13 protein-coding genes and 7 pseudogenes are annotated in these 20,570 nt (G+C 70.8%); 9 read left to right on the top strand and 11 right to left on the bottom strand.

What is annotated here, in order from left to right; all coding sequences use genetic code 11:
• Window positions 1–6: 6 nt before the first annotated feature.
• From E4N62_RS14005 to E4N62_RS49370, 6 genes and pseudogenes are all read left to right on the top strand, one after another.
• Window positions 7–1,373, top strand: a pseudogene (locus E4N62_RS14005) (sugar ABC transporter substrate-binding protein).
• Window positions 1,370–2,308: a carbohydrate ABC transporter permease gene (locus E4N62_RS14010; RefSeq protein ID WP_230214407.1), complete on the top strand. Its 939-nt coding sequence runs from the start codon at window positions 1,370–1,372 to the stop codon at window positions 2,306–2,308. The pseudogene E4N62_RS14005 and the gene E4N62_RS14010 overlap by 4 nt, the downstream one beginning before the upstream one ends.
• Window positions 2,305–3,228 carry a carbohydrate ABC transporter permease gene (locus tag E4N62_RS14015; RefSeq protein ID WP_230214409.1) on the top strand — a complete coding sequence of 308 codons (924 nt, stop codon included), beginning with the start codon at window positions 2,305–2,307 and terminating at the stop codon, window positions 3,226–3,228. The genes E4N62_RS14010 and E4N62_RS14015 overlap by 4 nt, the downstream gene beginning before the upstream one ends.
• Window positions 3,225–4,214 (top strand): zinc-dependent alcohol dehydrogenase family protein, encoded by a 990-nt coding sequence (locus E4N62_RS14020; protein WP_230214411.1) that lies wholly within the window; start codon window positions 3,225–3,227, stop codon window positions 4,212–4,214. Before E4N62_RS14015 ends, E4N62_RS14020 begins: the two co-directional genes overlap by 4 nt.
• Before the next feature lie 119 nt (window positions 4,215–4,333).
• A complete protein-coding gene (locus tag E4N62_RS14025) occupies window positions 4,334–4,555 on the top strand; it encodes a hypothetical protein (protein ID WP_230214413.1) in 222 nt (73 codons plus the stop codon).
• A 74-nt stretch (window positions 4,556–4,629) separates the two neighbouring features.
• Window positions 4,630–5,839: pseudogene (locus E4N62_RS49370) on the top strand (TerD family protein).
• A gap of 108 nt (window positions 5,840–5,947) precedes the next feature.
• On the opposite strand, the gene E4N62_RS47960 reads toward E4N62_RS49370, so the two are convergent.
• From E4N62_RS47960 to E4N62_RS14070, 8 genes and pseudogenes are all read right to left on the bottom strand, one after another.
• Entirely contained in the window at window positions 5,948–6,319 is a 372-nt protein-coding gene (locus tag E4N62_RS47960; protein WP_268269447.1) for a hypothetical protein, read from the bottom strand.
• Between the two features lie 22 nt (window positions 6,320–6,341).
• Window positions 6,342–6,731 carry a hypothetical protein gene (locus E4N62_RS14045; protein WP_230214415.1) on the bottom strand — a complete coding sequence of 130 codons (390 nt, stop codon included), beginning with the start codon at window positions 6,729–6,731 and terminating at the stop codon, window positions 6,342–6,344.
• A gap of 62 nt (window positions 6,732–6,793) precedes the next feature.
• Window positions 6,794–6,955, bottom strand: a pseudogene (locus E4N62_RS49375) (trypsin-like serine protease); the annotation flags it as partial.
• A 188-nt stretch (window positions 6,956–7,143) separates the two neighbouring features.
• Window positions 7,144–8,163, bottom strand: a complete 1,020-nt coding sequence (locus E4N62_RS14050; protein ID WP_230214418.1) for a 1-aminocyclopropane-1-carboxylate deaminase — start codon at window positions 8,161–8,163, stop codon at window positions 7,144–7,146.
• A 147-nt stretch (window positions 8,164–8,310) separates the two neighbouring features.
• Window positions 8,311–8,949: pseudogene (locus tag E4N62_RS14055) on the bottom strand (GntR family transcriptional regulator); the annotation flags it as partial.
• 103 nt (window positions 8,950–9,052) lie between these two features.
• Window positions 9,053–10,639 carry a TROVE domain-containing protein gene (locus E4N62_RS14060; RefSeq protein WP_230214420.1) on the bottom strand — a complete coding sequence of 529 codons (1,587 nt, stop codon included), beginning with the start codon at window positions 10,637–10,639 and terminating at the stop codon, window positions 9,053–9,055.
• A gap of 519 nt (window positions 10,640–11,158) precedes the next feature.
• Window positions 11,159–11,401 (bottom strand): annotated as a pseudogene (locus E4N62_RS14065) (alkaline phosphatase PhoX); the annotation flags it as partial.
• 3 nt (window positions 11,402–11,404) lie between these two features.
• Window positions 11,405–12,962 (bottom strand): annotated as a pseudogene (locus E4N62_RS14070) (hypothetical protein).
• A 399-nt stretch (window positions 12,963–13,361) separates the two neighbouring features.
• Between E4N62_RS14070 and E4N62_RS14075 the strand changes: the two are divergent.
• Window positions 13,362–15,185 carry an endonuclease/exonuclease/phosphatase family protein gene (locus tag E4N62_RS14075; RefSeq protein WP_230214426.1) on the top strand — a complete coding sequence of 608 codons (1,824 nt, stop codon included), beginning with the start codon at window positions 13,362–13,364 and terminating at the stop codon, window positions 15,183–15,185.
• 30 nt (window positions 15,186–15,215) lie between these two features.
• On the opposite strand, the gene E4N62_RS14080 is transcribed toward E4N62_RS14075, so the two are convergent.
• From E4N62_RS14080 to E4N62_RS14090, 3 genes are all read right to left on the bottom strand, one after another.
• Window positions 15,216–15,959, bottom strand: a complete 744-nt coding sequence (locus tag E4N62_RS14080) for an SRPBCC domain-containing protein (protein WP_230214428.1) — start codon at window positions 15,957–15,959, stop codon at window positions 15,216–15,218.
• A 20-nt stretch (window positions 15,960–15,979) separates the two neighbouring features.
• Window positions 15,980–16,642 carry a winged helix-turn-helix domain-containing protein gene (locus tag E4N62_RS14085; RefSeq protein WP_230214429.1) on the bottom strand — a complete coding sequence of 221 codons (663 nt, stop codon included), beginning with the start codon at window positions 16,640–16,642 and terminating at the stop codon, window positions 15,980–15,982.
• 141 nt (window positions 16,643–16,783) lie between these two features.
• A complete protein-coding gene (locus E4N62_RS14090; protein ID WP_230214430.1) occupies window positions 16,784–17,500 on the bottom strand; it encodes an antibiotic biosynthesis monooxygenase in 717 nt (238 codons plus the stop codon).
• Between the two features lie 113 nt (window positions 17,501–17,613).
• Here E4N62_RS14090 and E4N62_RS14095 point away from each other — a divergent pair, with 113 nt between their 5' ends.
• Window positions 17,614–18,714 carry a YihY/virulence factor BrkB family protein gene (locus E4N62_RS14095; protein WP_230214431.1) on the top strand — a complete coding sequence of 367 codons (1,101 nt, stop codon included), beginning with the start codon at window positions 17,614–17,616 and terminating at the stop codon, window positions 18,712–18,714.
• Window positions 18,715–18,996: 282 nt separating this feature from the next.
• Window positions 18,997–20,435 (top strand): annotated as a pseudogene (locus tag E4N62_RS14100) (NF041680 family putative transposase).
• The last annotated feature ends 135 nt before the right edge of the window (window positions 20,436–20,570 follow it).

The raw sequence follows: 20,570 nt of genomic DNA on the forward strand, positions 1-20,570 counted from the left end.
CGATCCATGCGAATCCCGAGCCGACGGAGGCCGCGCGCACTCGCCGCGGTCGCCGCAGGGACGCTGCTCGCCCCGCTTCTCTCCGGCTGCTGGACCGGGGCGGGCGGGCGGGATCCGGCGGCGACGCCATCAACGTACTCATGGTCAACAACCCCCAGATGCAGGAGCTGCAGAAGCTCACCGCCACGCACTTCACCAAGGAGACCGGCATCAGGGTGAACTTCACCGTGCTGCCGGAGAACGACGTCCGCGACAAGATCAGCCAGGACTTCGCCAACCAGGCGGGCCAGTACGACGTGGCCACCCTCAGCAACTACGAGATCCCCATCTACGCACGCAACGGCTGGCTGGAGGAACTGGACCCGTACGTCGCGAAGGACCCGGCCTTCGACCAGCAGGACATCCTGAAGCCGATGCGCCAGTCCCTGACCGGCGACGACGGCAAACTCTACGGAGAGCCGTTCTACGGCGAGTCGTCCTTCCTGATGTACCGCAAGGACGTCTTCGCCGAGCGAGGGCTCACCATGCCCGAGCACCCCACCTGGCAGGAGGTCGCCGACCTCGCCGCGAAGGCCGACGGGGCCGAGGACGGCATGAAGGGCATCTGTCTGCGCGGACTGCCCGGCTGGGGCGAGGTCATGGCGCCCCTCACCACCGTCGTGAACACCTTCGGCGGCACGTGGTTCGACAAGGACTGGAAGGCCCGGCTCGACTCCCCCGAGTTCGAGAAGGCCACCAGGTTCTACGTCGACCTCGTGCGCCAGCACGGCGAATCCGGCGCCGCCCAGGCCGGCTTCGCCGAGTGCCTCAACAACATGACCCAGGGCAAGACCGCCATGTGGTACGACGCCACGTCCGCGGCCGGTTCCCTGGAAGCGGACGACTCCCCGGTGAAGGGCAGGATCGGCTACGTACCGGCGCCGGTCGAGAGAACCGAGTCCTCCGGCTGGCTCTACACCTGGGCCTGGGGCATCCAGCAGGCCTCCCGCAACCCCGACAAGGCATGGAAGTTCGTCTCCTGGGCGTCCGGCAAGGAGTACGAGGAACTGGTCGGCGAAGAGATCGGCTGGTCGAACATCCCCGCCGGCAAACGGGAGTCGACGTACGCGAACCCCGACTACCGCAAGGAGGCCGCCGCCTTCCAGGAGATGACCCGCGAGGCCATCGAGGGCGCCCGGCCCACCGACCCCGGGGTGCAGCCGCGCCCCGCGCCCGGCATCCAGTTCGTCGGCATCCCCGAGTTCACCGACCTCGGTACCAAGGTCTCCCTGGAGATCAGCGCGGCCATCGCCGGACGCCAGTCCGTCGCGTCGGCCCTCAGGAAATCGCAGGAGCTCGCCGAGCAGATCTCCGAGGAGTACGAGGGACGATGACCGCGACCACGACAGCGCCGAGGGCGGCGACCCCCGTACGCACCCAGGGCACACCGAACGCCCGGCTGCGCGCCTGGGCCACCCGCGCCCCGCTCCTGCCCGCCCTGATCTTCATGATCACCGTGACCCAACTCCCGTTCGTGGCCACGCTGGTGATCTCCTTCCTCGACTGGAACTCCCTCTACCCGGACGCCCGCTCCTTCGCCGGTTTCGCCAACTACGGCGAGGTGCTCACCGATCCCGACCTGCGCCGCTCGGTGTGGACGACGATCCTGCTGACGGTCGCCGTGGTCCTCGCCAGCCTGGTCCTCGGTCTGCTGCTCGCCCTGCTGCTGGACCGGAGGTTCCGGGGCCGCGGCATCGTCCGCACCCTGCTCATCGCCCCCTTCCTGGTGGTCCCGGTGGCGGCCGCCCTGCTCTGGAAACATGTGCTCTACAACCCCGAGTACGGCCTGTTCAACGGGCTGTTGCACTACGTGGGCGGCCCCCAGCCGGACTGGATCTCGGACACCCCGCTGCTCGCGGTCGAGGCCTCCCTGGTGTGGCAGTGGACGCCGTTCATGATGCTGATCCTGCTGGCGGGACTGCAGTCCAGGGACCACCAGCAGATCGAGGCCGCCCGGGTCGACGGGGCGAGCGACTGGCAGATCTTCCGCCATCTGACGCTCCCGCATCTGCGCCGCTACCTCGAACTGGGCGCCCTGCTCGGCTCGATCTACATCGTGCAGAACTTCGACGCGGTCTTCACGATCACCTCGGGCGGCCTGGGCACCGCGAACCTGCCGTACACCGTCTACCAGACCTTCTACCAGGCCCACGAGAACGGCCTCGCCTCGGCCGCCGGGGTCCTGGTCGTCATCGGCTCGATCATCATCGCGACGTTCGCCCTGCGCGTGGTGTCGTCGCTGTTCCGCGAGGAGGTGTCGCGCGGATGAGCGACACGACGACAGACATACGCGACACGACGGCGGATGCGCGCGGCACGGCGGCAGCCGCGCGCCGTACGACGAGGCGGACACGACCGGCGCGTGCCCGCCGGGCCCGGGGCGCCGGCCTCGGGGTGGCCGCCTGGCTGCTCGGCCTTCTCTTCTTCCTCCCCATCGCCTGGATGGCCCTGACCTCGCTGCACTCGGAGCCGGACGCGGCGACCAATCCCCCGTCCTGGGCGGCCTCCCTCACCCTCGACGGCTACCGCGAGTTCTTCGGCGTGGACGGCGGGGCCAGCCCCTGGCCGGCCCTGATCAACTCGACGGTCGCGTCCCTCGCCTCGACCCTGCTGGTCCTGCTGCTCGCCTTCCCGGCGGCGTACGCGCTGTCGATCCGCCCGGTGAAGAAGTGGACGGACGTCCTGTTCTTCTTCCTCTCCACGAAGATGCTGCCGGTGGTGGCGGGTCTGCTTCCCCTCTACCTCTTCGCGAAGAACACGGGCCTGCTGGACAACATCTGGCTCCTCGTCCTCCTCTACACCTCCATGAACCTGCCGATCGCCGTCTGGATGATGCAGTCCTTCCTCGCGGAGGTCCCGGTGGCGGTGATCGAGGCCGCGCACCTGGACGGCGCCCGGCTCCCCACGGTGCTGGCCCGGGTGGTGGCGCCGATAGCGGCCCCCGGCATCGCCGCGACCGCCCTGATCTGCTTCATCTTCAGCTGGAACGAGCTGCTGTTCGCACGGGTGCTGACCGGCGTCGTCGCCGAGACCGCGCCCGTCTTCCTGACCGGCTTCATCACCAGCCAGGGCCTGTTCCTGGCCAAGGTGTGCGCCGCTTCGCTCGTGATCTCCCTGCCGGTGCTCGCCGCGGGGTTCGCCGCCCAGGACAAGCTGGTCCAGGGCCTGTCCTTGGGAGCCGTCAAATGAAGGCCGCCGTCATCGAGTCCGTGGGCAAGGCCGTCGTCGCCGAGGTCCCGGACCCGACACCGGGACCCCGCGAGGTCGTCGTCGAGGTCGCCGCGTGCGGTCTGTGCGGCACCGATCTGCACATCCTCCAGGGCGAGTTCGCGCCGAAGCTCCCGATCGTGCCGGGGCACGAGTTCGCGGGCGAGGTGGTGGGCGTGGGCAGCCGGGTCACGGAACTCTCCGTGGGCGACCGGGTGGCCGTCGACCCGTCCCTGTACTGCCACGAGTGCCGCTACTGCCGGACCGGCCACAACAACCTCTGCGAACGGTGGGCCGCGATCGGGGTCACCACGGCCGGTGGCGCCGCGCAGTACGCGGTGGCGCCGGTGGCCAACTGCGTCCGGCTCCCGGAGCACGTCCGCACCCAGGACGCGGCCCTGGTGGAACCGCTGTCCTGCGCCGTACGGGGCTACGACGTCCTGCGCGCCCGCCTCGGCGCCCATGTCCTCATCTATGGCTCGGGCACGATGGGCCTGATGATGCTGGAGCTCGCGAAGCGGACGGGCGCGGCGAGCGTGGACGTGGTCGACGTGAACCCCTCCCGGCTGGAGACCGCCCGCCGGCTGGGCGTCACGGCGTCCGCAGCCGGCCCCGACGAACTGGACCGCCCGCAGGGCTGGGACGTGGTGATCGACGCGACGGGCAACGCCGCCGCCATCCAGGACGGCCTGGACCGGGTGGCCAAGGCCGGCACGTTCCTCCAGTTCGGAGTGGCAGACTACGCGACCCGGGTCACGATCGACCCCTACCGCATCTACAACCAGGAGATCACCATCACCGGCTCCATGGCCGTCCTGCACAGCTTCGAACGCGCGGCGGAACTCTTCGCGGGCGGCGTCCTGGACCCGGACGTCTTCATCAGCGACCGGGTACCGCTGCAGCGCTATCCCGAGGCTCTGGGGCAGTTCGCGTCGGGGGTGGGCAGGAAGATCGTGGTGGTGCCGTAGAGCCGGGTGCCGGTGTTGTAGAGCCTCGGTACCGGGGAGCGGCCGCGGGCGGCCGGGCGTGCCGTCGGGCGACCGAAATTCGTTGGGCCGTCGCCGCTGCCGCCCCTACCATCCGGGACATGCCACGCCCCAGCGGATTCACCTACACCGAGCACTCCGACAGCACCGTGACGATCGACCACCACGGCCGCGCGGCCACGACGCTGCGCGGCCCACGAGCCGCCCGGTTCCTCGCCGAGGTCGCGGCGGGCGACCCACAGCTGGTCATGGCCCGCTGGACCGGGAACTACCGACGGGGCAACGAACGCACGGCCCGGGAGCACCCCCGCAACCGCCGCTGACCCGAACGGCCGCCCGGCACGCCTGGGTAAGGGAACGGTAAAGCGGCTTGAATCGTTCACCCGGCATGACCGCTATGACCCCCGGCTCGAACATCCCGCTGCCCGTCACCCGCGTCGCGGTGGACGTCGCCGCGCCCGTGCGGCTCGACGTCTCGGGCCTGCTGCTCACCGCCGACGGCAAGGTGCGCTCGGACGACGACTTCATCTTCTACAACCAGCCCAGCGGCCCGGGCGTGACGTACCGCTCCGGCGGCGGCACGACCCCCGACTCGATCACGGTGGACACGACGGCCGTGCCCCCGGGCATCGAGAAGATCGTCGTCACGGCCAGTCCGGACGCGGCCGGCCAGACCTTCCAGGGCATCGAACCGACGGCCACGATCCGCGACGCGGCCAGCGGCGCGGCGATCGCCACCTTCACCCCGCCGCAGCTGGGCTCGGAGACGGCCCTGGTGATCGTGGAGGTCTATCTGCGCAACGGCGCGTGGAAGGCGCGCGCGGTCGGCCAGGGGTACGCGAACGGCCTCGCGGGCATCGCGACGGACTTCGGCGTCACCGTGGAGGAACCCGCCCCGGCCCCGGCCCAGCCCGTCGCCCCGCCCGCCCCCGCCATGCGGCCCCGGCCGCCCCGCCTGCCCCGGCCATGGACCCCGCGTCGCCGCGCCCCGGCACCCCGCCCCTCCGGCCCCGCCCGCGCCCGGTGCCGGGAAGATCAACCTGGACAAGGGCCGCGTCAGCCTCCAGAAGAACCAGACGGTCTCCCTGGTCAAGGGCGGCCGCCCGCTGCTCTCGCAGGTCAAGATGGGCCTCGGCTGGGAGCCGGCGTACCGGGGCAAGGACATCGACCTGGACGCGTCGGTCATCGCGTACGGCCCCCAGCGCAACCACATCGACAGCTGCTACTTCGGCAAGCTGTCCATCGTCAATGGGGCGATCAAGCACTCCGGCGACAACCTCACCGGTGAGGGCGGGGGCGACGACGAGGTGATCGTGGTCGACCTCGGCCGGCTCCCCCAGGAGGTCACCGGGCTGGTCTTCACCGTCAACTCCTTCTCCGGCCAGAAGTTCACCGAGGTCGCCAAGGCCTACTGCCGCCTCCTCGACGCCGCGACCGGCGAGGAGCTGGTCCGCTTCGACCTCACGAACGCCGAGGCCCAGACCGGCGTGATGATGGCCAAGATGATCAAGCAGTTCTCCGGCGAGTGGGAGATGACGGCGATGGGCGACTTCGTGAAGTCCCGCACGGTCAGGGGGATGGTGAAGCCGGCGGCCCAGGCGCTCTGAGAGCACATCCGCCCCGTACACGACGCCGGGCGCCCCCAAGAGGGTGCGCCCGGCGTGTGCCGCGGCAGGACGACAGCGAGGCCGCCCGTCACTCCATCGGCGCTCCCGTCACCTGACGTCCGCCCGTTCGGCCGCCTGCTCGGCGAGGTGCTCCTTGACGGACAGGGGTACGGCGATGTCTTCCAACGACCGCCCCTCGGCCGCCACGCCCAGGACGGCCGTCACCAGCCCGCCGGTGATCATCAGGGCCGCTCCGACCGCGTAGCCGAGGAAGAGGTCGGGCCGCCGGCCGGCCTGCCGAAAGCCGTCCATCATCTCGGCCGCCGCGGCGGTCACCGGTGCCAGCGCCTCCCGCAGGCTCTGCTCGGCGGTCTGCAGCCGGTCGCCCAGTCCGACGGCCCCGGTACCGACTCGGCTGTTGGCGGGCGCCACGGCGACGGTTGTTCCGTCGGCGAGGGAAAAGGTCACGACGTCTGACATGAGGGCCTTTCTCGGGCTCGGTTCAGGGGGCGGTGCAGAACTTGGCGGTGGTGTCCGGCCGCTCGGCGGGCTTCAGGTCGGCGCTGATCCTGTCGAGCGCCTTGAGGTGCTCGGCGAGCACCTCCTGTTTCCGCTCCGAGCGCAGGTGGACGAAGTAGTCGACGACCGCGCGGTAGAAGGCCGCTGCCAGCTCGGGGGCCATCGTGTCGGCGGCGCTGAAGCAGAGGGTGCGGGCGTCGTCCTGGAGGATCCCGGCGACGAGTCGCTGGGCGTCCCGGGGGTTCTCGGGCGGCATGACCCCCCGGACGGCGGAGAAGGCCGAACTGCCCTCGCCGCCGACCCAGCGGCGCTGGGTGGTCGCGTCGGCCAGATGGGCGACCAGGTTCCTGGTGTCCTCGTTCGCTGTGAACATGGCGATGAGTCGGCCGACACCTGCACGGGCACGTCCTTCGTGACGGCGCTCGTGACGCGGACATGCGCGTCGGCGCTGTCCGGCGAGGCCCCGGCCTCGGCGACGACGTGCGCGCAGGTGAGCACGTGCCGACTGTCCAGGAGGACGCCTGCTCCACGGGGCCGACCGCTGTCGTCGTCCACTCTGACGCGCCAGGGATTCTCACCGTGGCGATGCCGCTGCATGCGGTCACCCTGCCACGGGCGTGCCCTTCCGCCCTGGCGTCGCGTCCCTCCTGGGCCGTCGCACGGCGCTGCCCCGCAGAAGTGGACTGACGTCCGAGGGGTGACTGTCGCGCGGAGCGTGGACGGGAGGGACGCGGCAGAACGGGGCCGGGTCCGCCCCCCGCGCGGTCAGGTCATCGCGCAGGGCGTCACTGGATGACCCCGCTGTACGCGTTCAGCGCCGGCTGCCCGCCCAGGTGCGCGTAGAGCACGGTGGAGTCCGCCTCGATCTCGCCGCGCTCGATCAGGTCGACCATCCCCGCCATGGACTTGCCCTCGTAGACGGGGTCGGTGACCATGCCCTCGGTGCGTGCCGCGAGTTGCATGGCGACGAGGGTGGCGTCGTCCGGGACGCCGTAGATCCCGGCGTGGTACCGCTCGTCCAGTTCCACGTCGGCGACGGTCAACTCTCGCTTGAGGCCGATGAGTTGCCCGGTGTTGTGCGCGATCCGAGCGATCTGCTCACGGGTGCTGTCCGGCTTGGCCGAGGCGTCGATGCCGATGACCCGGCGCGGCCGCCCACCCGCCTCCTCCAGCGCGGCGAAACCGGCCACCATGCCGGCCTGGGTCGAGCCGGTCACCGAGCACACGATCACCGTGTCGAAGAAGACGCCCAACTCCCGCTCCTGCTCGGCCACTTCGTACGCCCAGCCGGCGAAGCCCAGGCCGCCGAGAGGATGGTCGGAGGCACCGGCCGGGATGGCGTACGGCTTGCCGCCACTCTCTTCGACCTCCCTGAGCGCCAGTTCCCAGCTCTCCTTGAAGCCGATACCGAAGCCGGCCCGGACGAGCCGTACGTCGGCGCCCGCCAGGCGGCTGATCAGGATGTTGCCGACCTTGTCGTAGACGGCGTCCGGCCAGTCGACCCAGCTCTCCTGCACGAGCACGCACTTGAGCCCGACGCGCGCGGCCACGGCGGCGACCTGACGGGTGTGGTTGGACTGCACACCACCGATGGAGACAAGAGTGTCGCAGCCCTGCGCGAGCGCGTCGGCGACCAGGTACTCCAGCTTGCGGGTCTTGTTGCCGCCGTAGGCGATACCGGAGTTGCAGTCCTCTCGCTTGGCCCAGACGGCGGCGCCGCCCAGATGGGCGGTCAGCCGCTCCAGCGGGTGCACCGGTGAGGGCCCGAAGAGGAGCGGATAGCGCTCGAAGGAAGAAAGGGACACGGGTCCTCCCGGGGATGTCCTTGGAGTGGGTCAGTGGTCCGCCGCGCCGGCGGCTTGCTGGTCGACGACCTCGGCCCGGGGTCCGCCTGCTCGCCCGGCTTCCTCGGCTTTTTCGCCCTCGTCGCTCTCGTCGCCCTCTTCGCTCTCGTCGACGAGCGCGGCCAGGCCGTGCCAGATCTCCGCCGTGACACGGACCGCCTCGTCGGTCTCGCCGGCCGCGCAGGCCTCGATCAGCTGCTCGTGCAGTCCGGCCGAGCGGCAGTTGCCGCCCTCGCCGAAGCGCCGGCGCTCCAGTCGGCGGATGAGCGGGGTGTAGCGGGCGATGGTGGCGGCCGCGGCGTGGTTGCCGCTCACCCGGACGAGGACGTCGTGGAGTTCGTCGTCGGCGACGAGGGCGGCGTCCACGTCGCCGGTGCGGACGGCGGCGGCGAACCGCTCGTTGGCCGAGCGCATGGTCTCGACGTCCGCCGCGAACAGCCGGGGCACGGCGGTCCGGGTGGCCAGTTCGTGCATGGCCCCGACGACGGCCGCGGCGTCCCGCACATCGGCGGCCACGACGGGCGTGACCCGCGTGTAGCTCTGCGGCTTGCTCTCCAGGAGCCCCTCGTCCACCAGCCGCGAGAACGCCTCCCGCACCGGCGCCCGGGACAGCCCCAGCAACTCCGCGAACTCGGCGTCGCGCACCACCGCGCCGGGCTCGATCTCCCCGGCCACGATGGCGTCCCGGATGGCTTGGTAGGCACGGTCCCTGAGCAGGGTCCGCCCGACCGGTCGTATGGCCTCCATGGACTGAAATGTTAGATGTCAGTACGGGCTACGAACAAGAGTGTGGCCCGTGCCCCCACTGGGACACGGGCCACACTCACCTCGTCGGTCAGCGGCCGAGGGGTCACTCCACCGCCCACGGCCAGTCGGCGTCCCGTGCCGCCTCCAGCAGCGGAACCATCCGGAAGGCGGCGTCCGAGAGACCGCCGAAGGTGTGCCGGTTCGCCTTTCCCGAGGGGCCGTGGCCCGCCCGGTACCCGGCGAGGTTCCAGGTGTAGACCGGGACGTCGGCCGGCACCTGCGCGGTCGGGTCGCCGTAGTGGCTGTAGGTGGCCTGTTCGTCGGTGACGATCAGCACCCGGTCGTGCTTCTTGTAGTGGCGGCGGACGGCCTCGGTGGTGTCGGTGCCGCCCAGGTCGCCGAAGCGGCCGATGATCTTCAGCACGGACTCGCCCGCGCCGAACCTCACCGCCCGGCTCGTGCTCCCGAACTCGACGAGATCCGCGTCGGCCGCCCGCAGCGCGAGCGCCGTGCCGAAGATCGCCGCCGCGTCGGCGTACGTGAGCGACGAGCGGTCGGTCAGCCGCGAGTAGAACATCGAACCCGAGCGGTCGACCAGGACCAGGGTCCGGCCCGGGAGCGCGGGGACGTTGGCCAGCGAGTGGCCGAGCGCCTGCTCCAGCGGGTACGCCCAGCGCAGCGAGGGCACGTGCCGGTACGCCGAGAGGTAGCGGAACGGGAACTGCCGCGACCGCGCGACCTCCGCCGGGTCACTGATCCGTGCCGCCACCTGGGCCGCGGCCTCGTCGGAGACGCCCGCCTCGTCGAAGTTCCGCAGGTTCCTCACCAGAGCCATGGCCCCCATGGACGGAATGACGGCCTCCCAGGCCGCCTTGTCCATCGGCCCCTGCAGCCAACCGGCCAACGCCTCCCAGGTGATGCCCGCGTCCGCGAGCCGCTGGGCGCCCCCCGAGCCGGTCACGACCCTGCGCCGCTTCGCGGGCCGCAGCTCCATCAGGTCACGGTGTGCCGCGAGCACGGGCAGCGACCTGGGCACGACCGCCGTGTCCGGGTTGTGGCGCCGGTCGAGGGCGTACTGGAACAGGTCGCCCTGCCACGGCTTGGCCGGGTCCGGCGCCGCGTGCACCAGGTTCAGGATGTCACCGAAGCGGTAGCCCTTGGACGCGGTGTCGTACTTCAGCAGCGACTTGGGGTGGTAGAGCCGTCGTACGGCGTCGGCGACGCCCCGCTTCACGGGCTTGGGCAGGGCGCGCCCGTACCGCGAGGTCCAGTAGGCGAGCAGCTCGCCCGGCTCGTCCGGGCGCCGCAGCACCGAGTCGACGACCTGGCGGTTGGTGGGCCCGTCGGTGACGCCCGCGTCGAGCCGTGCCTTCACGTACTCGGCGGCGCCCACGATCGAGGCCGTACGGAGGTTTCCCTCCCCGCGCAGCCAGCCGAGCAGCCCGGCCGTCCACACCGGGTCGGTGACGGCGAGTCGGCGTACGAGCGCGGCGAACCGGTCGTCGCGGTCCTCGCCGCTCTCGTAGAAGGTCTTCTGCGCGACGAAGTTGGCGAGCGAGAGCAGGAACAGCTCCGAGCGCTCGTCCCGCTCACGGCCCCGGCCGCCCTCGTACGTACGGAGCACTCGCCCCGTCGAGGTGACCCGGGAGGTGGGCTGCGCCTTGCCTGCCTTCGTGTTGAATCGCGCCATGATGAATCCCCCCGAATTCTTCAGCACTTCGGACTTCGTGCGTGGAATTCCTGTTCCGATACCGGGTTTCGGATATCGACCTTCAGATGTCTGATTTCTGGGAGGAGGCGCGGCAGAGGGAAGGGGCCCGAGGTCGAATTCGGCGGCGGCGCTTATCAACTGGCGCGTCTTCCGTTCCGCCACACCGACCCTGGGTCGATGACGGGATTCGAACCCGCATGAGGAGCCGTCCCCACCAGTTCCCGAAGTATCCGCTGCCTTCGCACCGGGCACCCACCATCTGCCGCGCCTCCCGAGATCGTGTCGCACCGGGAGGTGCGTAAAGCTTTGGGTGTCCAGAGATCGAAGCCGGCGGAACCGACGTAGGTGCTCTAACCCCTGAGCTACACCGGCGAGTTGGTACCGGTGGCGGGACTCGAACCCGCGGCCGCCCCATTATGAGTGGAAGTAGGTCCTGCCTTCGCACCTGGACAGGCACCACTCTAGGAGCCGGGCCACGGGCCGGGCCAACTAATTAACTCACCGCTTCTGCCGCTTCCAGGGCCCGGTGATGGCGAGCAGGATTCCCGGAGTCCGGATGTCGGCGTAGAGGGTCTTTCCGTCGGGCGAGAAGGTGACACCGGTGAACTCGCTGCACTCCGGCTCCTCGTCGGTGCCGAAGTTCAGGTCGTTGCGGGCGATCGGGTGGGTACGGCCGCTGTCGGCGGCGCCGAACAGGTGCTGGACACCTTCGCCGTCCTCGGCGAGGACGATGCCGCCGTGCTGTCAGGCGCCCGCACCCCCCGGCCCCATCTGCGACCGCGCCTTGAACGCCGCCTTCCGGGCCTCCTTCGCCACCTTCTTGTCGGGGTGGATCCTCCCCATCGCCTCCAGCACATCCGGCGTCGCAGGATGATCCACCCGCCACGCCGCCGCGAAGAACGACCCGTGCTGCGCGGCCAACCCCTCCACCAACGCCCTCAGCTCCGCCGAGTTCCCCTCCGCGGCCAACTGCGCGGCAACCGTGTCGATCGTGAGCCAGAAGACCATCGCCTCGGACGGCGCCGGCACATCCCCCGCCCCGCGCTCGGTCAGCCACACCCGGGCGAGCCCACCCAGCTCGGGGTCGTCCAATACGTCCCGGAGGGCCGGCTCGGCCACCGCCCCCACGAGGGACAGCGCCTGCTGACAGCGCAGCCGCCGCAGCGGAGCACCCGCATCGGACCCGCGCGCCGCGGCCAGCAGCTCCCGCGCCGCGGCCAGCGACTCACGACGGGCGAGCCACTGCTCGGTCTCGGCCTGGGCCGCCGCGGGCGGAAACGCGGCGGTGCCGTCGAGCAGCACGTCCGCGCCCTTGTCGACGAGGTCCCCCACGGCGGGCGCGGCCACGCCGGCCTCCTGGAGCCGCGCCCGTACCCCGTACAGCCCGAGCGGGGTGAGCCGGACCATGCCGTACCGGGTGACATCGGTGTCGTCGACGACAGGCGCGCCCACCCCCTCGGCGGCGGCCACGGCCTCCTCCGCGTCCGTCATCAGCGCCTCGTCCACCGGCTGGTACTCCACCAGCCCGATCGGCTCCAGCACCCTGAACTGGTCGTCGAGCCGCATCATGGCGTCAGAGACCTGTTCCAGGACGTCGTTGGTGGGCTCGCCCATGTCGTCGGGGACGATCATCGAGGCGGCGAGGGCGGGCAGCGGTACCGGCCCTTCGGGGCCGCCCTCGCCGGCGGTGAGGAGGTAGAGGTTGCGGAGCACCCCGTCGAGGAAGTCCGCCTCGGCGTCGGGGTCCCAGTCCAGCCGGGAGAAGTCGATCTCGCCGCCGGAGTCCATGGCCTCGACGAGGCCGTCGAGGTCGGGCACGCTCGCGTCGGCGAGGGTGGTCTCCAGGGCGGTGAGCCAGATGCCGAGCACGTCCTGCGGTCCGCCCGAGGTGAGGAGCGCGAGGTCCTCGCCGACGGCGACCGTCCCGGCCTCCTCGTCCACGATCTCGACGAGCCCGGTGTCCATGGCCACCCGCCACGCCTCGCTCGCCAGGGCCGCCGCGTCCTCACCGTCGACACCACCGGCGCCGCCGACACCACCGCCGACGCTCCCGGCGTCCCCGGTGTCCCGGGCGCTCGCGGAGCTCCCGCGCTCCCCGCCCCTCACCCGTGAGCCCGAGCACCCCGGCGGCCTCCGGCAACTGCTCGTCGACGAGTTCGCCCCCGGCGCCCACCCGTGTGTCCGGGCCGGCCCAGCGGGCGAGCCGCGCGGCGCGCGCAAGCAGCGGCGTGGCGAGCGCCTCCCGCGCCAGTTCCGCTTCGGAGAGGAGCCGCACCGGCGGGAGTGGCGAGCTGTCTGACATCGGCGGGGATCTCCTCGGAACATCGGAACAAGTGACGAACAGCGGCCGAGCGGTTCGGGGCCGCCGAGAGACGGCCCCGAGGGGGATACGCGTACGAGTACGCAGCCGCTCAGCCTAGACGGATTTGAGCCCATGCCGCCCGGTTCATGTACCTGCCAGGAGTTGGGTGTGGCTGAAACCTTGACAACTGGCGTGACCAGGCAGGAGATTGACGCGCGTAGAAACTCACGGGTAGCTCTGCGCGGATCACAGGGCCACCCACTGGCGCGACCGCCCGGGTCCATCGAGCCCCGCCGGCGTCCGTCGGGGTTCTACGCGCGTCGCACCGCCCCACCGGTCGCAGGCCACCCCCCGTCCACTCTCGTCCCGGCGCTCACGTACGTCCCCGGAGGGATCCCCTTGCCGAGCAAGAGAACCGCGCGCATCGGCGCGCTGACCGTCGCCACCATCTGCTCCACGGTGTCCGCCGTGGTCCTGACCTCGCCCGCCGAGGCGGACTCCATACGCATCCACGACATCCAGGGCACGACCCGGACGTCCCCGCTCGCCGGTCAGCAGGTGACCGGGGTGGAGGGCATCGTCACGGGCGTCCGCACCTACGGTTCGCGCGGCTTCTGGATCCAGGACACCCAGGCGGACTCGAACCCGGCCACGAGTGAGGGCGTCTTCGTCTTCACCAGTTCCCGGCCGACCGTTTCCGTGGGCGACGCGGTGTCGGTCGCGGGCACGGTCTCCGAGTTCGTGCCGGGCGGCACTTCGTCCGGAAACCAGTCCGTGACGCAGATCACCCGCCCGACGATCACGGTGGTCTCCACGGGCAACGCCGTCCCCGCCCCCACCGTCGTCGACGCCAGGTCGGTGCCGAACCGGTACGCCCCGACGGGTGACACCGCCGCCGGCGGTTCGATCAACGGCCGCACCCTCGCCCCCCGCACGTACGCCCTGGACCGCTACGAGTCCCTGGAGGGCATGAACGTCCAGGTCGCCGACGCCCGAGTGGTGGGCGCCACCGACCCGTTCACCGAGCTGTGGGTCACCGTCAAGCCCTGGGAGAACGCCAACCGCCGCGGCGGGACGGTGTACGGCTCCTACACCTCCCAGAACACCGGCCGGCTCCAGATCCAGTCGCTGGGCGCGGTCGCCGACTTCCCGAAGGCGAACGTCGGCGACACCCTGAAGGGCGCCACGGCCGGCCCCCTGGACTACAACCAGTTCGGCGGCTACACGCTGGTGGCCAACCAGCTCGGGACCCTCAAGCAGGGCGGCCTGGAGCGCGAGACGACCCGTAAGCAGGGGCGCGGTGAGCTGGCGGTGGCGACGTACAACGTCGAGAACCTGGACCCCTCGGACACCACCTTCGCCGACCACGCGGCGGCGATCGTGCACAACCTGCGGTCGCCCGACATCGTGGCCCTGGAGGAGATCCAGGACAACAACGGCGCCACCAACGACGGTACGGTCGCCGCCGACCAGACGGTGAAGAAGCTGATCGAGGCGATCTCGGCGGCCGGCGGCCCGACGTACGACTGGCGGTCCATCGACCCGGTGAACCTCGCGGACGGCGGCCAGCCCGGCGGCAACATCCGCCAGGTCTTCCTGTTCAACCCCGAGCGGGTCTCCTTCACCGACCGTGCCGGCGGCGACGCGACGACCGCCGTCGGGGTGACGAAGGCGTACGGCAAGGCGCGGTTGACGGTCTCCCCCGGTCGAATCGACCCGGCGAACGCCGCCTGGACGAACAGCCGCAAGCCGCTGGTCGGCGAGTTCTCCTTCCGCGGCAAGTCCGTTTTCGTGATCGCGAACCACTTCGCGTCCAAGGGCGGCGACCAGTCGCTGCACTCGGAGTTCCAGCCGCCGAAGCGCGTCTCGGAGACCGAGCGCCACCTCCAGGCGACCGCCGTGAACACCTTCGTCAAGGAGATCCTGGCGAAGGAGAAGAACGCGGACGTCATCGCCCTCGGCGACATCAACGACTTCGAGTTCTCGAAGACCACCGAGCTGCTGGAGGACGGCGGCGCCCTGTGGTCGGCGGTCAAGTCGCTGCCGAGGAGCGAGCGTTACTCGTACGTCTTCCAGGGCAACACGCAAGTCCTCGACCAGATCCTGATCAGTCCGTCGATCCGCCGCTCGTGCGACTTCACGTACGACAGCGTGCACACCAACGCGGAGTTCAACGACCAGATCAGCGACCACGACCCGCAGGTGCTGCGCTTCAAGCCGTAGCACCCGCGAGGCCGACGGGATGCCGTGTTCTCAGGGCTGGCTGAACACTCCGTTCAGCCAGCCCTTCCACGCGGTCTCGTCGGCCTCCGCGTCGGCACCCGGCGCGAAGTCGTGGACGCTCATGCCGACGCGGTGACCCCAGTGGTTGCGGCCGAAGAAGCGGATGAGGGCGTCGTCGGTGCGCAGGCCGATGAAGTACGGGTCGCGATAGTCGACGACGGCCTCGAAGCGCTTCCCGCCGGGCCCTTCGGCCTGGACGCGGGCGCCCTCGGCGGTGTCGTCCGCGAGGCCGAGCGCCCGTCCCACGACGGTGAGCGCGTCCGCGCCGCCGGACGCCTCGGGGCCGTCGAAGGTGGCGAACGCGGTGATCTTCCGGCCCGCGAAGCGCGTCAGGTACTGGCGCAGGGTGTGCAGGTAGAAGGCGGTGTGCTTGGCGGCGCCGTCGTACTGGTTGTCCCAGTCGTCGACGAAGACGCCGCTGTGCACGTACCGCACCCAGGCGCGGCGGCCGTCCTCGCGCGGCTCGATCGTGTAGTCGAGCTGGTTGAGGGTCTGCTCGGAGATCCCCTCCACGTCCTCGACACGGTTGGTGTACCGGTGCGGCGGGTCCCATGCGGTCACCTCGGAGCCGAACGGCCCCTTGCCGCCGACGCGCGGCTCGGGTGCCTCCATCGGCCACAGCCAACCGCCGGTTCCGGCGGTGACGGCCTCCCACACCTCCTCGGGGGTGGCGTCGACCTCGAACTCACGGGCGATCTCGAATTCCTTGGGCATGACGTGCTCCTCAACGGGTCTCACCGGGCGGGCGGTTCGGGCTGGACGGGGAGTGCGGGCACCTCGGGCCGGTCGGGCCGGTCGGTATCGTCGGCGGGCTGCGGCTTGACCGTCGGGTGGAGGGCGACCACGATCCGGTGACCCCGGCCGCCCTGGGCGTCGGGGGCGTCGTACTTGCTGATGAGCGCGCTCACCCCCGCCGTGAGCTCCTGGACGAAGGCGGCACGGTCGGCGGCCGAGGCGAAGGTGACCTCGCCGTCGAGGGCGTAGGTCGCGAGGCGCTTGCGGGCCTTGGCCGCGCCGGTGATCAGCGTGCCGACGTCCCGGACCAGCCGGGCGCCGAGCGCCAGCAGCCAGCGCGCGGAGAGCTGGTCCCGGAATCGGTCCGGATCCGGCTGTACGGCGGCGAGCGCGAGCGGCGAGATCACGTACGACGCGGCCGTGGCCCGCATCAGCCGCTCCGTGACATTGCCCTTGCGGCGCTCCCCCGCCAGCTCCACCAGACCGTGCTTCTCCAGTGCCTTGAGGTGATAGTTCACCTTCTGCCTCGGCAGCCCCACCTTCCCGGCCAGCATGGCCGCCGACGCGGGACCGGCCGCCAGCTCCGCGAGCAGCCGGGCACGTATGGGGTCCAGCGAGACGACCGCCGCCTCGGGGTCCTCGATCACGGTGACGTCCAACATGGCTCCACCGTCTCACCGAAAACTTTTTTTGTCCAGACGGTTCCAGTTTTCGGTGAGTGATGGCGCGCGATGGTCCCGGTCGCGCGGCCGCTTCCGGGACGGGGAGCCGTCGGGCTCAGCCGGGGCGGGGAGCCGTCGGGCTCAGCCGGGGACGAGGCCGAGGGCGTACGCGTACCGCTTGACCGAGCCGGTCTCCAGCAGTCCGGGCCAGGTCTGTACGCGCTGCCAGAGCGGTGAGGCCGAGCCGACGCCTTCGCCGGGCGCGGCCATGGCGTCGATGTGATGCTCGGCGGTCTCCCACTCGGCGTAGTTGAGGACGCGGGTGCCGTCGGTGCCGAGGTGGAAGTGGGCGGAGATACCGCCGGGATGCGCGTCCGGCTCGGCGGCGAGCGCCTCCTCCACGGCGTCCACCCAGGCACGCTGTCGCGCCGGGTCCGGACCGTCGAACGCGACGTCGACGATCACGACGCACCCGGGCACGCGTGCGGCACGGTCCTGCCCACCCGTGAGACTGCGGTACCGCCGATAGCGGTGGAGCCCCACCCGCTCGATCCCGGGGACGGCGGTGTCGATGGCGTCGTTGCGCTCCTGCCGCCGCGTCTTGACGAAGGCCTCGTACGCCTGCTCGTCGGCCCACTGCGAATGGTGCAGCAGGCCGGAACCGTCCTCGGCGGTGTAGACGAAGTACCCCAACAGCCCCTCCGTCGGCCACGGCCGCCGCTCCCAGGTGTCGGCGATGGCCTCGACGGTCCGGCGTTGCCGGTCGGGGGTGCCCACCTCCCAGGTGCTGAAGAGGGACGCCCCGACGTCGGGGCGGTCGAGGACGGGGTGGAGGTCCGTACGACGGGTCGTGCTCATGCTGCTCTCCCATGATCGGTACTCGGTGTGCGCGCACCGACCACCCTTCAACCTCAACCAAGATTCAGGTCAAGTCCGCGATTCGGGGCCGGGTTTCGGGAGACCCGCCGCTCATGGAGCAGAGGCGGCGGCCGGAGGCCGAGCGGGTGGGAAAGGCGCCAGGGACCGGCGGGGAGGGCGCGGAGGGCGTGGAGGGCGGTCCCACCGGACTGCCGGGGCGCTCGTGGTGGGCGGCGGTGCGACGCACCGTCAAGGAGTTCCAGGACGACGAACTCGCCGACCGGGCCGCCGTGTTGACGTACTACGGCGTCCTGTCGATCTTCCCCGCACTGCTGGTGCTGGTGTCGATGCTGGGGGTCGTCGGACAGCGCGCGACGGACAGGATCCTGGACAACATCGGCGACCTCGCCCCGGGCCCCGCGCGGGACATCCTGCGGGACGCGGTCGTGCAACTGGGAGACAGCGGCGGTACGGGCGGGGTGCTGGCGATCGTCGGCCTGCTGGCGGCGGTGTGGTCGGCGTCGGGATACGTGGCGGCGTTCATCCGTACGTCCAACGCGGTGTACGACCTGCCGGAGGGCCGCCCGGTGTGGAAGCTCACGCCACTGCGGATCGTCCTGACCCTCGTGCTGATGCTGATGCTGGCGGCGAGCGCGCTGATCGTCGTCTTCACGGGTCCGCTGGCCGAACGCGCCGGCACGACGATCGGGCTCGGCGACGCGGCCATCGCGCTGTGGGACATCGCCAAGTGGCCGGTCCTGCTGGTCCTGGTGACGCTGATGATCGCGCTGCTGTACTGGGCCGCGCCCAACGTCCGTGGCCGGGGCTTCCGCTGGGTGAGCCCCGGCGGAGTCCTCGCGACGCTGATCTGGCTCGCCGCGTCCGCGGGCTTCGCCGTCTACGCCGCCAACTTCGGCTCGTACAACAAGACCTACGGCGCGCTGGCCGGAGCCGTCGTCTTCCTCATCTGGCTCTGGCTCACCAACCTGGCGATCCTCCTGGGCCTGGAATTCGACGCGGAGCTCTCCCGGGAGCGCGCCATCGCCGAGGGCCGCTCCCCCACGGAAGAGCCCTACGTGGAGCCACGCGACACCCGCACCTGGCCGCCTCGCCTGCGCGCCTTACGGGAGGCCCGCGCCCGGACGACGGGCACGCTGGGCACGACGGGTTCGCCGAGCTCATCGGGTTCGCCGGGCTCGTCGGCAGAGGAGTGAGCCAACAGCCAACGCCCGACGCCCGGCATGCCCACCACCACCGGGGTGAGCCGCGCAGGCGTCAGGCGCTCGCACCGTAGGCACATGCGGCGCAGGCGTCAGTCACCCCCGCCGGAACAGCCAGCCGGGAGTCGGCCGCCCCTAGCTTGTTCTTTTTCTTTCGGTCTCGAACGGTGTCTCGAACTGGGTCGCTCACCTGGGGATTCGCCGGACGTGGGGGCGGCCTTCGTCTGATCCTGTGCTCCGACCAAGGTGCACGTGACCACGACGAAGGCCGTGAGGGTGAGTCTGCTGCGTGATGCTGTCCGGAGTGAAGCGTTCGCGGAAGCGTCACGCTTCCGGGGCGAGTTCTACGAGTGTCTGACGGCTCGGCGCGACGAGTTGTTCGAACTCACCGACGCGGTGCTGTGTGCGGAGGGGGCGGTGAAGTCCCCGGTGGATCTGACGCTGCTGCCCGAGCATCGTCGTGGGCACGGCGCGATGTACGGCGGACTGAACCACGGACGGATCGATGTCGGCCGGCTGCGGACCGTGCTGGCCGGGCTGTCGCTGCCGCGTTTCGACGGCGGGCGCCTGGTCCTGGCGGTCGACGTGTCGCCGTGGCTTCGCTCGGACGCGCCGTGCTCGGCCGAGCGGCTGTTCTGCCACGTATACGGCCGCGCGAAGACGGCGTCACAGTTCATTCCGGGCTGGCCCTATTCCTTCGTGGCCGTGCTGGAGCCGGGCGCCACGTCCTGGACCGCGATCCTGGACGCGGTCCGGCTCGGCCCGGCGGACGACGCGACCGCCATCACCGCCGCCCAGCTGCGGGGCGTCGTGGAGCGGCTCGTCACCGCTGGCCAGTGGCAGACCGGGGACCCGCATATCGTGATCGTCAGCGACGCCGGCTATGACGTCACCCGCCTGGCGTGGGTCCTGCGTGACCTGCCCGTCGAGCTGGTCGGCAGGGTCCGGTCCGACCGCGTCATGCGGTTGCCGAAGCCGTCCCGCCGGCCGGGGACGAATGGCCGCCCAAGCACGGCCCGGAGTTCCGCTTCACCAGGCCGGAGACCTGGCCCGAGCCCGCGATCACCACCGTCACCGACACCAGCAACTACGGCAAGGCCGAGACTCAGGCATGGGACCGAGTCCACCCAAGGCTCACCCACCGCTCGTCCTGGCTCGACCACGACGGTGAACTACCCCTGGTTGAGGGCACGTTGATTCGACTGAAGGTCGAGCACCTGTCAAAGGAACGAGACGCGCCGCCGGTGTGGTTATGGTCCTCGAAGACCGGCGCCACCCCGGACGATGTGGACCGTTTCTGGCAGGCATTTCTCCGTCGATTCGATCTGGAGCACACCTTCCGCTTCGCAAAACAGACCCTCGGCTGGACCACCCCGAAGCTCCGTACTCCCGAGGCGGCGGACCGCTGGACCTGGATCCTGATCGTCGCTCACACCCAGCTCCGGCTCGCCCGACCGCTCGCTACGGACCTCCGCCGGCCCTGGGAGAAACCCACCACCCCGGACCGGCTCAGCCCGGCCCGGGTCCGCCGGGGGTTCAGGAACATCCGCGCTCACCTCGCCTGCCCGGCCCGCGTTCCCAAACCCCAAGGCGCCGGCCCCGGACGCCCACCCGGCGCCAAGAACAGACACCGGGCACCCCGCTACGACGTCGGCAAGACCGTCAAACGCCCCGAGACCCTCAAGGCCATCGGCAAGCCCGGAAGATCTTGGTAGATAAAGAACAAGCCTAGGGGGTGTTTCGAAAGTCCTGTGCGGTGCCCGCGGTGTCCGGTGCGTGCTCTCGGCGTGCCGGACGAAAGCCCTCGTACTGGACGTACTTGGGGTTTCGGCCGGTGCGGCGAGAGTGCG

Origin of the sequence: Streptomyces sp. MNU76 (assembly GCF_020982545.1) — a bacterium.
Taxonomy (GTDB): Bacteria; Actinomycetota; Actinomycetes; order Streptomycetales; family Streptomycetaceae; genus Streptomyces.

Excerpts from the sequence above, each read along its gene's own strand:
- E4N62_RS14010 (WP_230214407.1), top strand. The coding sequence starts at position 1,370 with ATGACCGCGACCACGACAGCGCCGAGGGCGGCGACCCCCGTACGCACC.
- E4N62_RS14015 (WP_230214409.1), top strand. The coding sequence starts at position 2,305 with ATGAGCGACACGACGACAGACATACGCGACACGACGGCGGATGCGCGC.
- E4N62_RS14020 (WP_230214411.1), top strand. The coding sequence starts at position 3,225 with ATGAAGGCCGCCGTCATCGAGTCCGTGGGCAAGGCCGTCGTCGCCGAG.
- E4N62_RS14025 (WP_230214413.1), top strand. The coding sequence starts at position 4,334 with ATGCCACGCCCCAGCGGATTCACCTACACCGAGCACTCCGACAGCACC.
- E4N62_RS47960 (WP_268269447.1), bottom strand. The coding sequence starts at position 6,319 with ATGTCAGACGTCGTGACCTTTTCCCTCGCCGACGGAACAACCGTCGCC.
- E4N62_RS14045 (WP_230214415.1), bottom strand. The coding sequence starts at position 6,731 with ATGTTCACAGCGAACGAGGACACCAGGAACCTGGTCGCCCATCTGGCC.
- E4N62_RS14060 (WP_230214420.1), bottom strand. The coding sequence starts at position 10,639 with ATGGCGCGATTCAACACGAAGGCAGGCAAGGCGCAGCCCACCTCCCGG.
- E4N62_RS14080 (WP_230214428.1), bottom strand. The coding sequence starts at position 15,959 with ATGCCCAAGGAATTCGAGATCGCCCGTGAGTTCGAGGTCGACGCCACC.
- E4N62_RS14085 (WP_230214429.1), bottom strand. The coding sequence starts at position 16,642 with ATGTTGGACGTCACCGTGATCGAGGACCCCGAGGCGGCGGTCGTCTCG.
- E4N62_RS14090 (WP_230214430.1), bottom strand. The coding sequence starts at position 17,500 with ATGAGCACGACCCGTCGTACGGACCTCCACCCCGTCCTCGACCGCCCC.
- E4N62_RS14095 (WP_230214431.1), top strand. The coding sequence starts at position 17,614 with ATGGAGCAGAGGCGGCGGCCGGAGGCCGAGCGGGTGGGAAAGGCGCCA.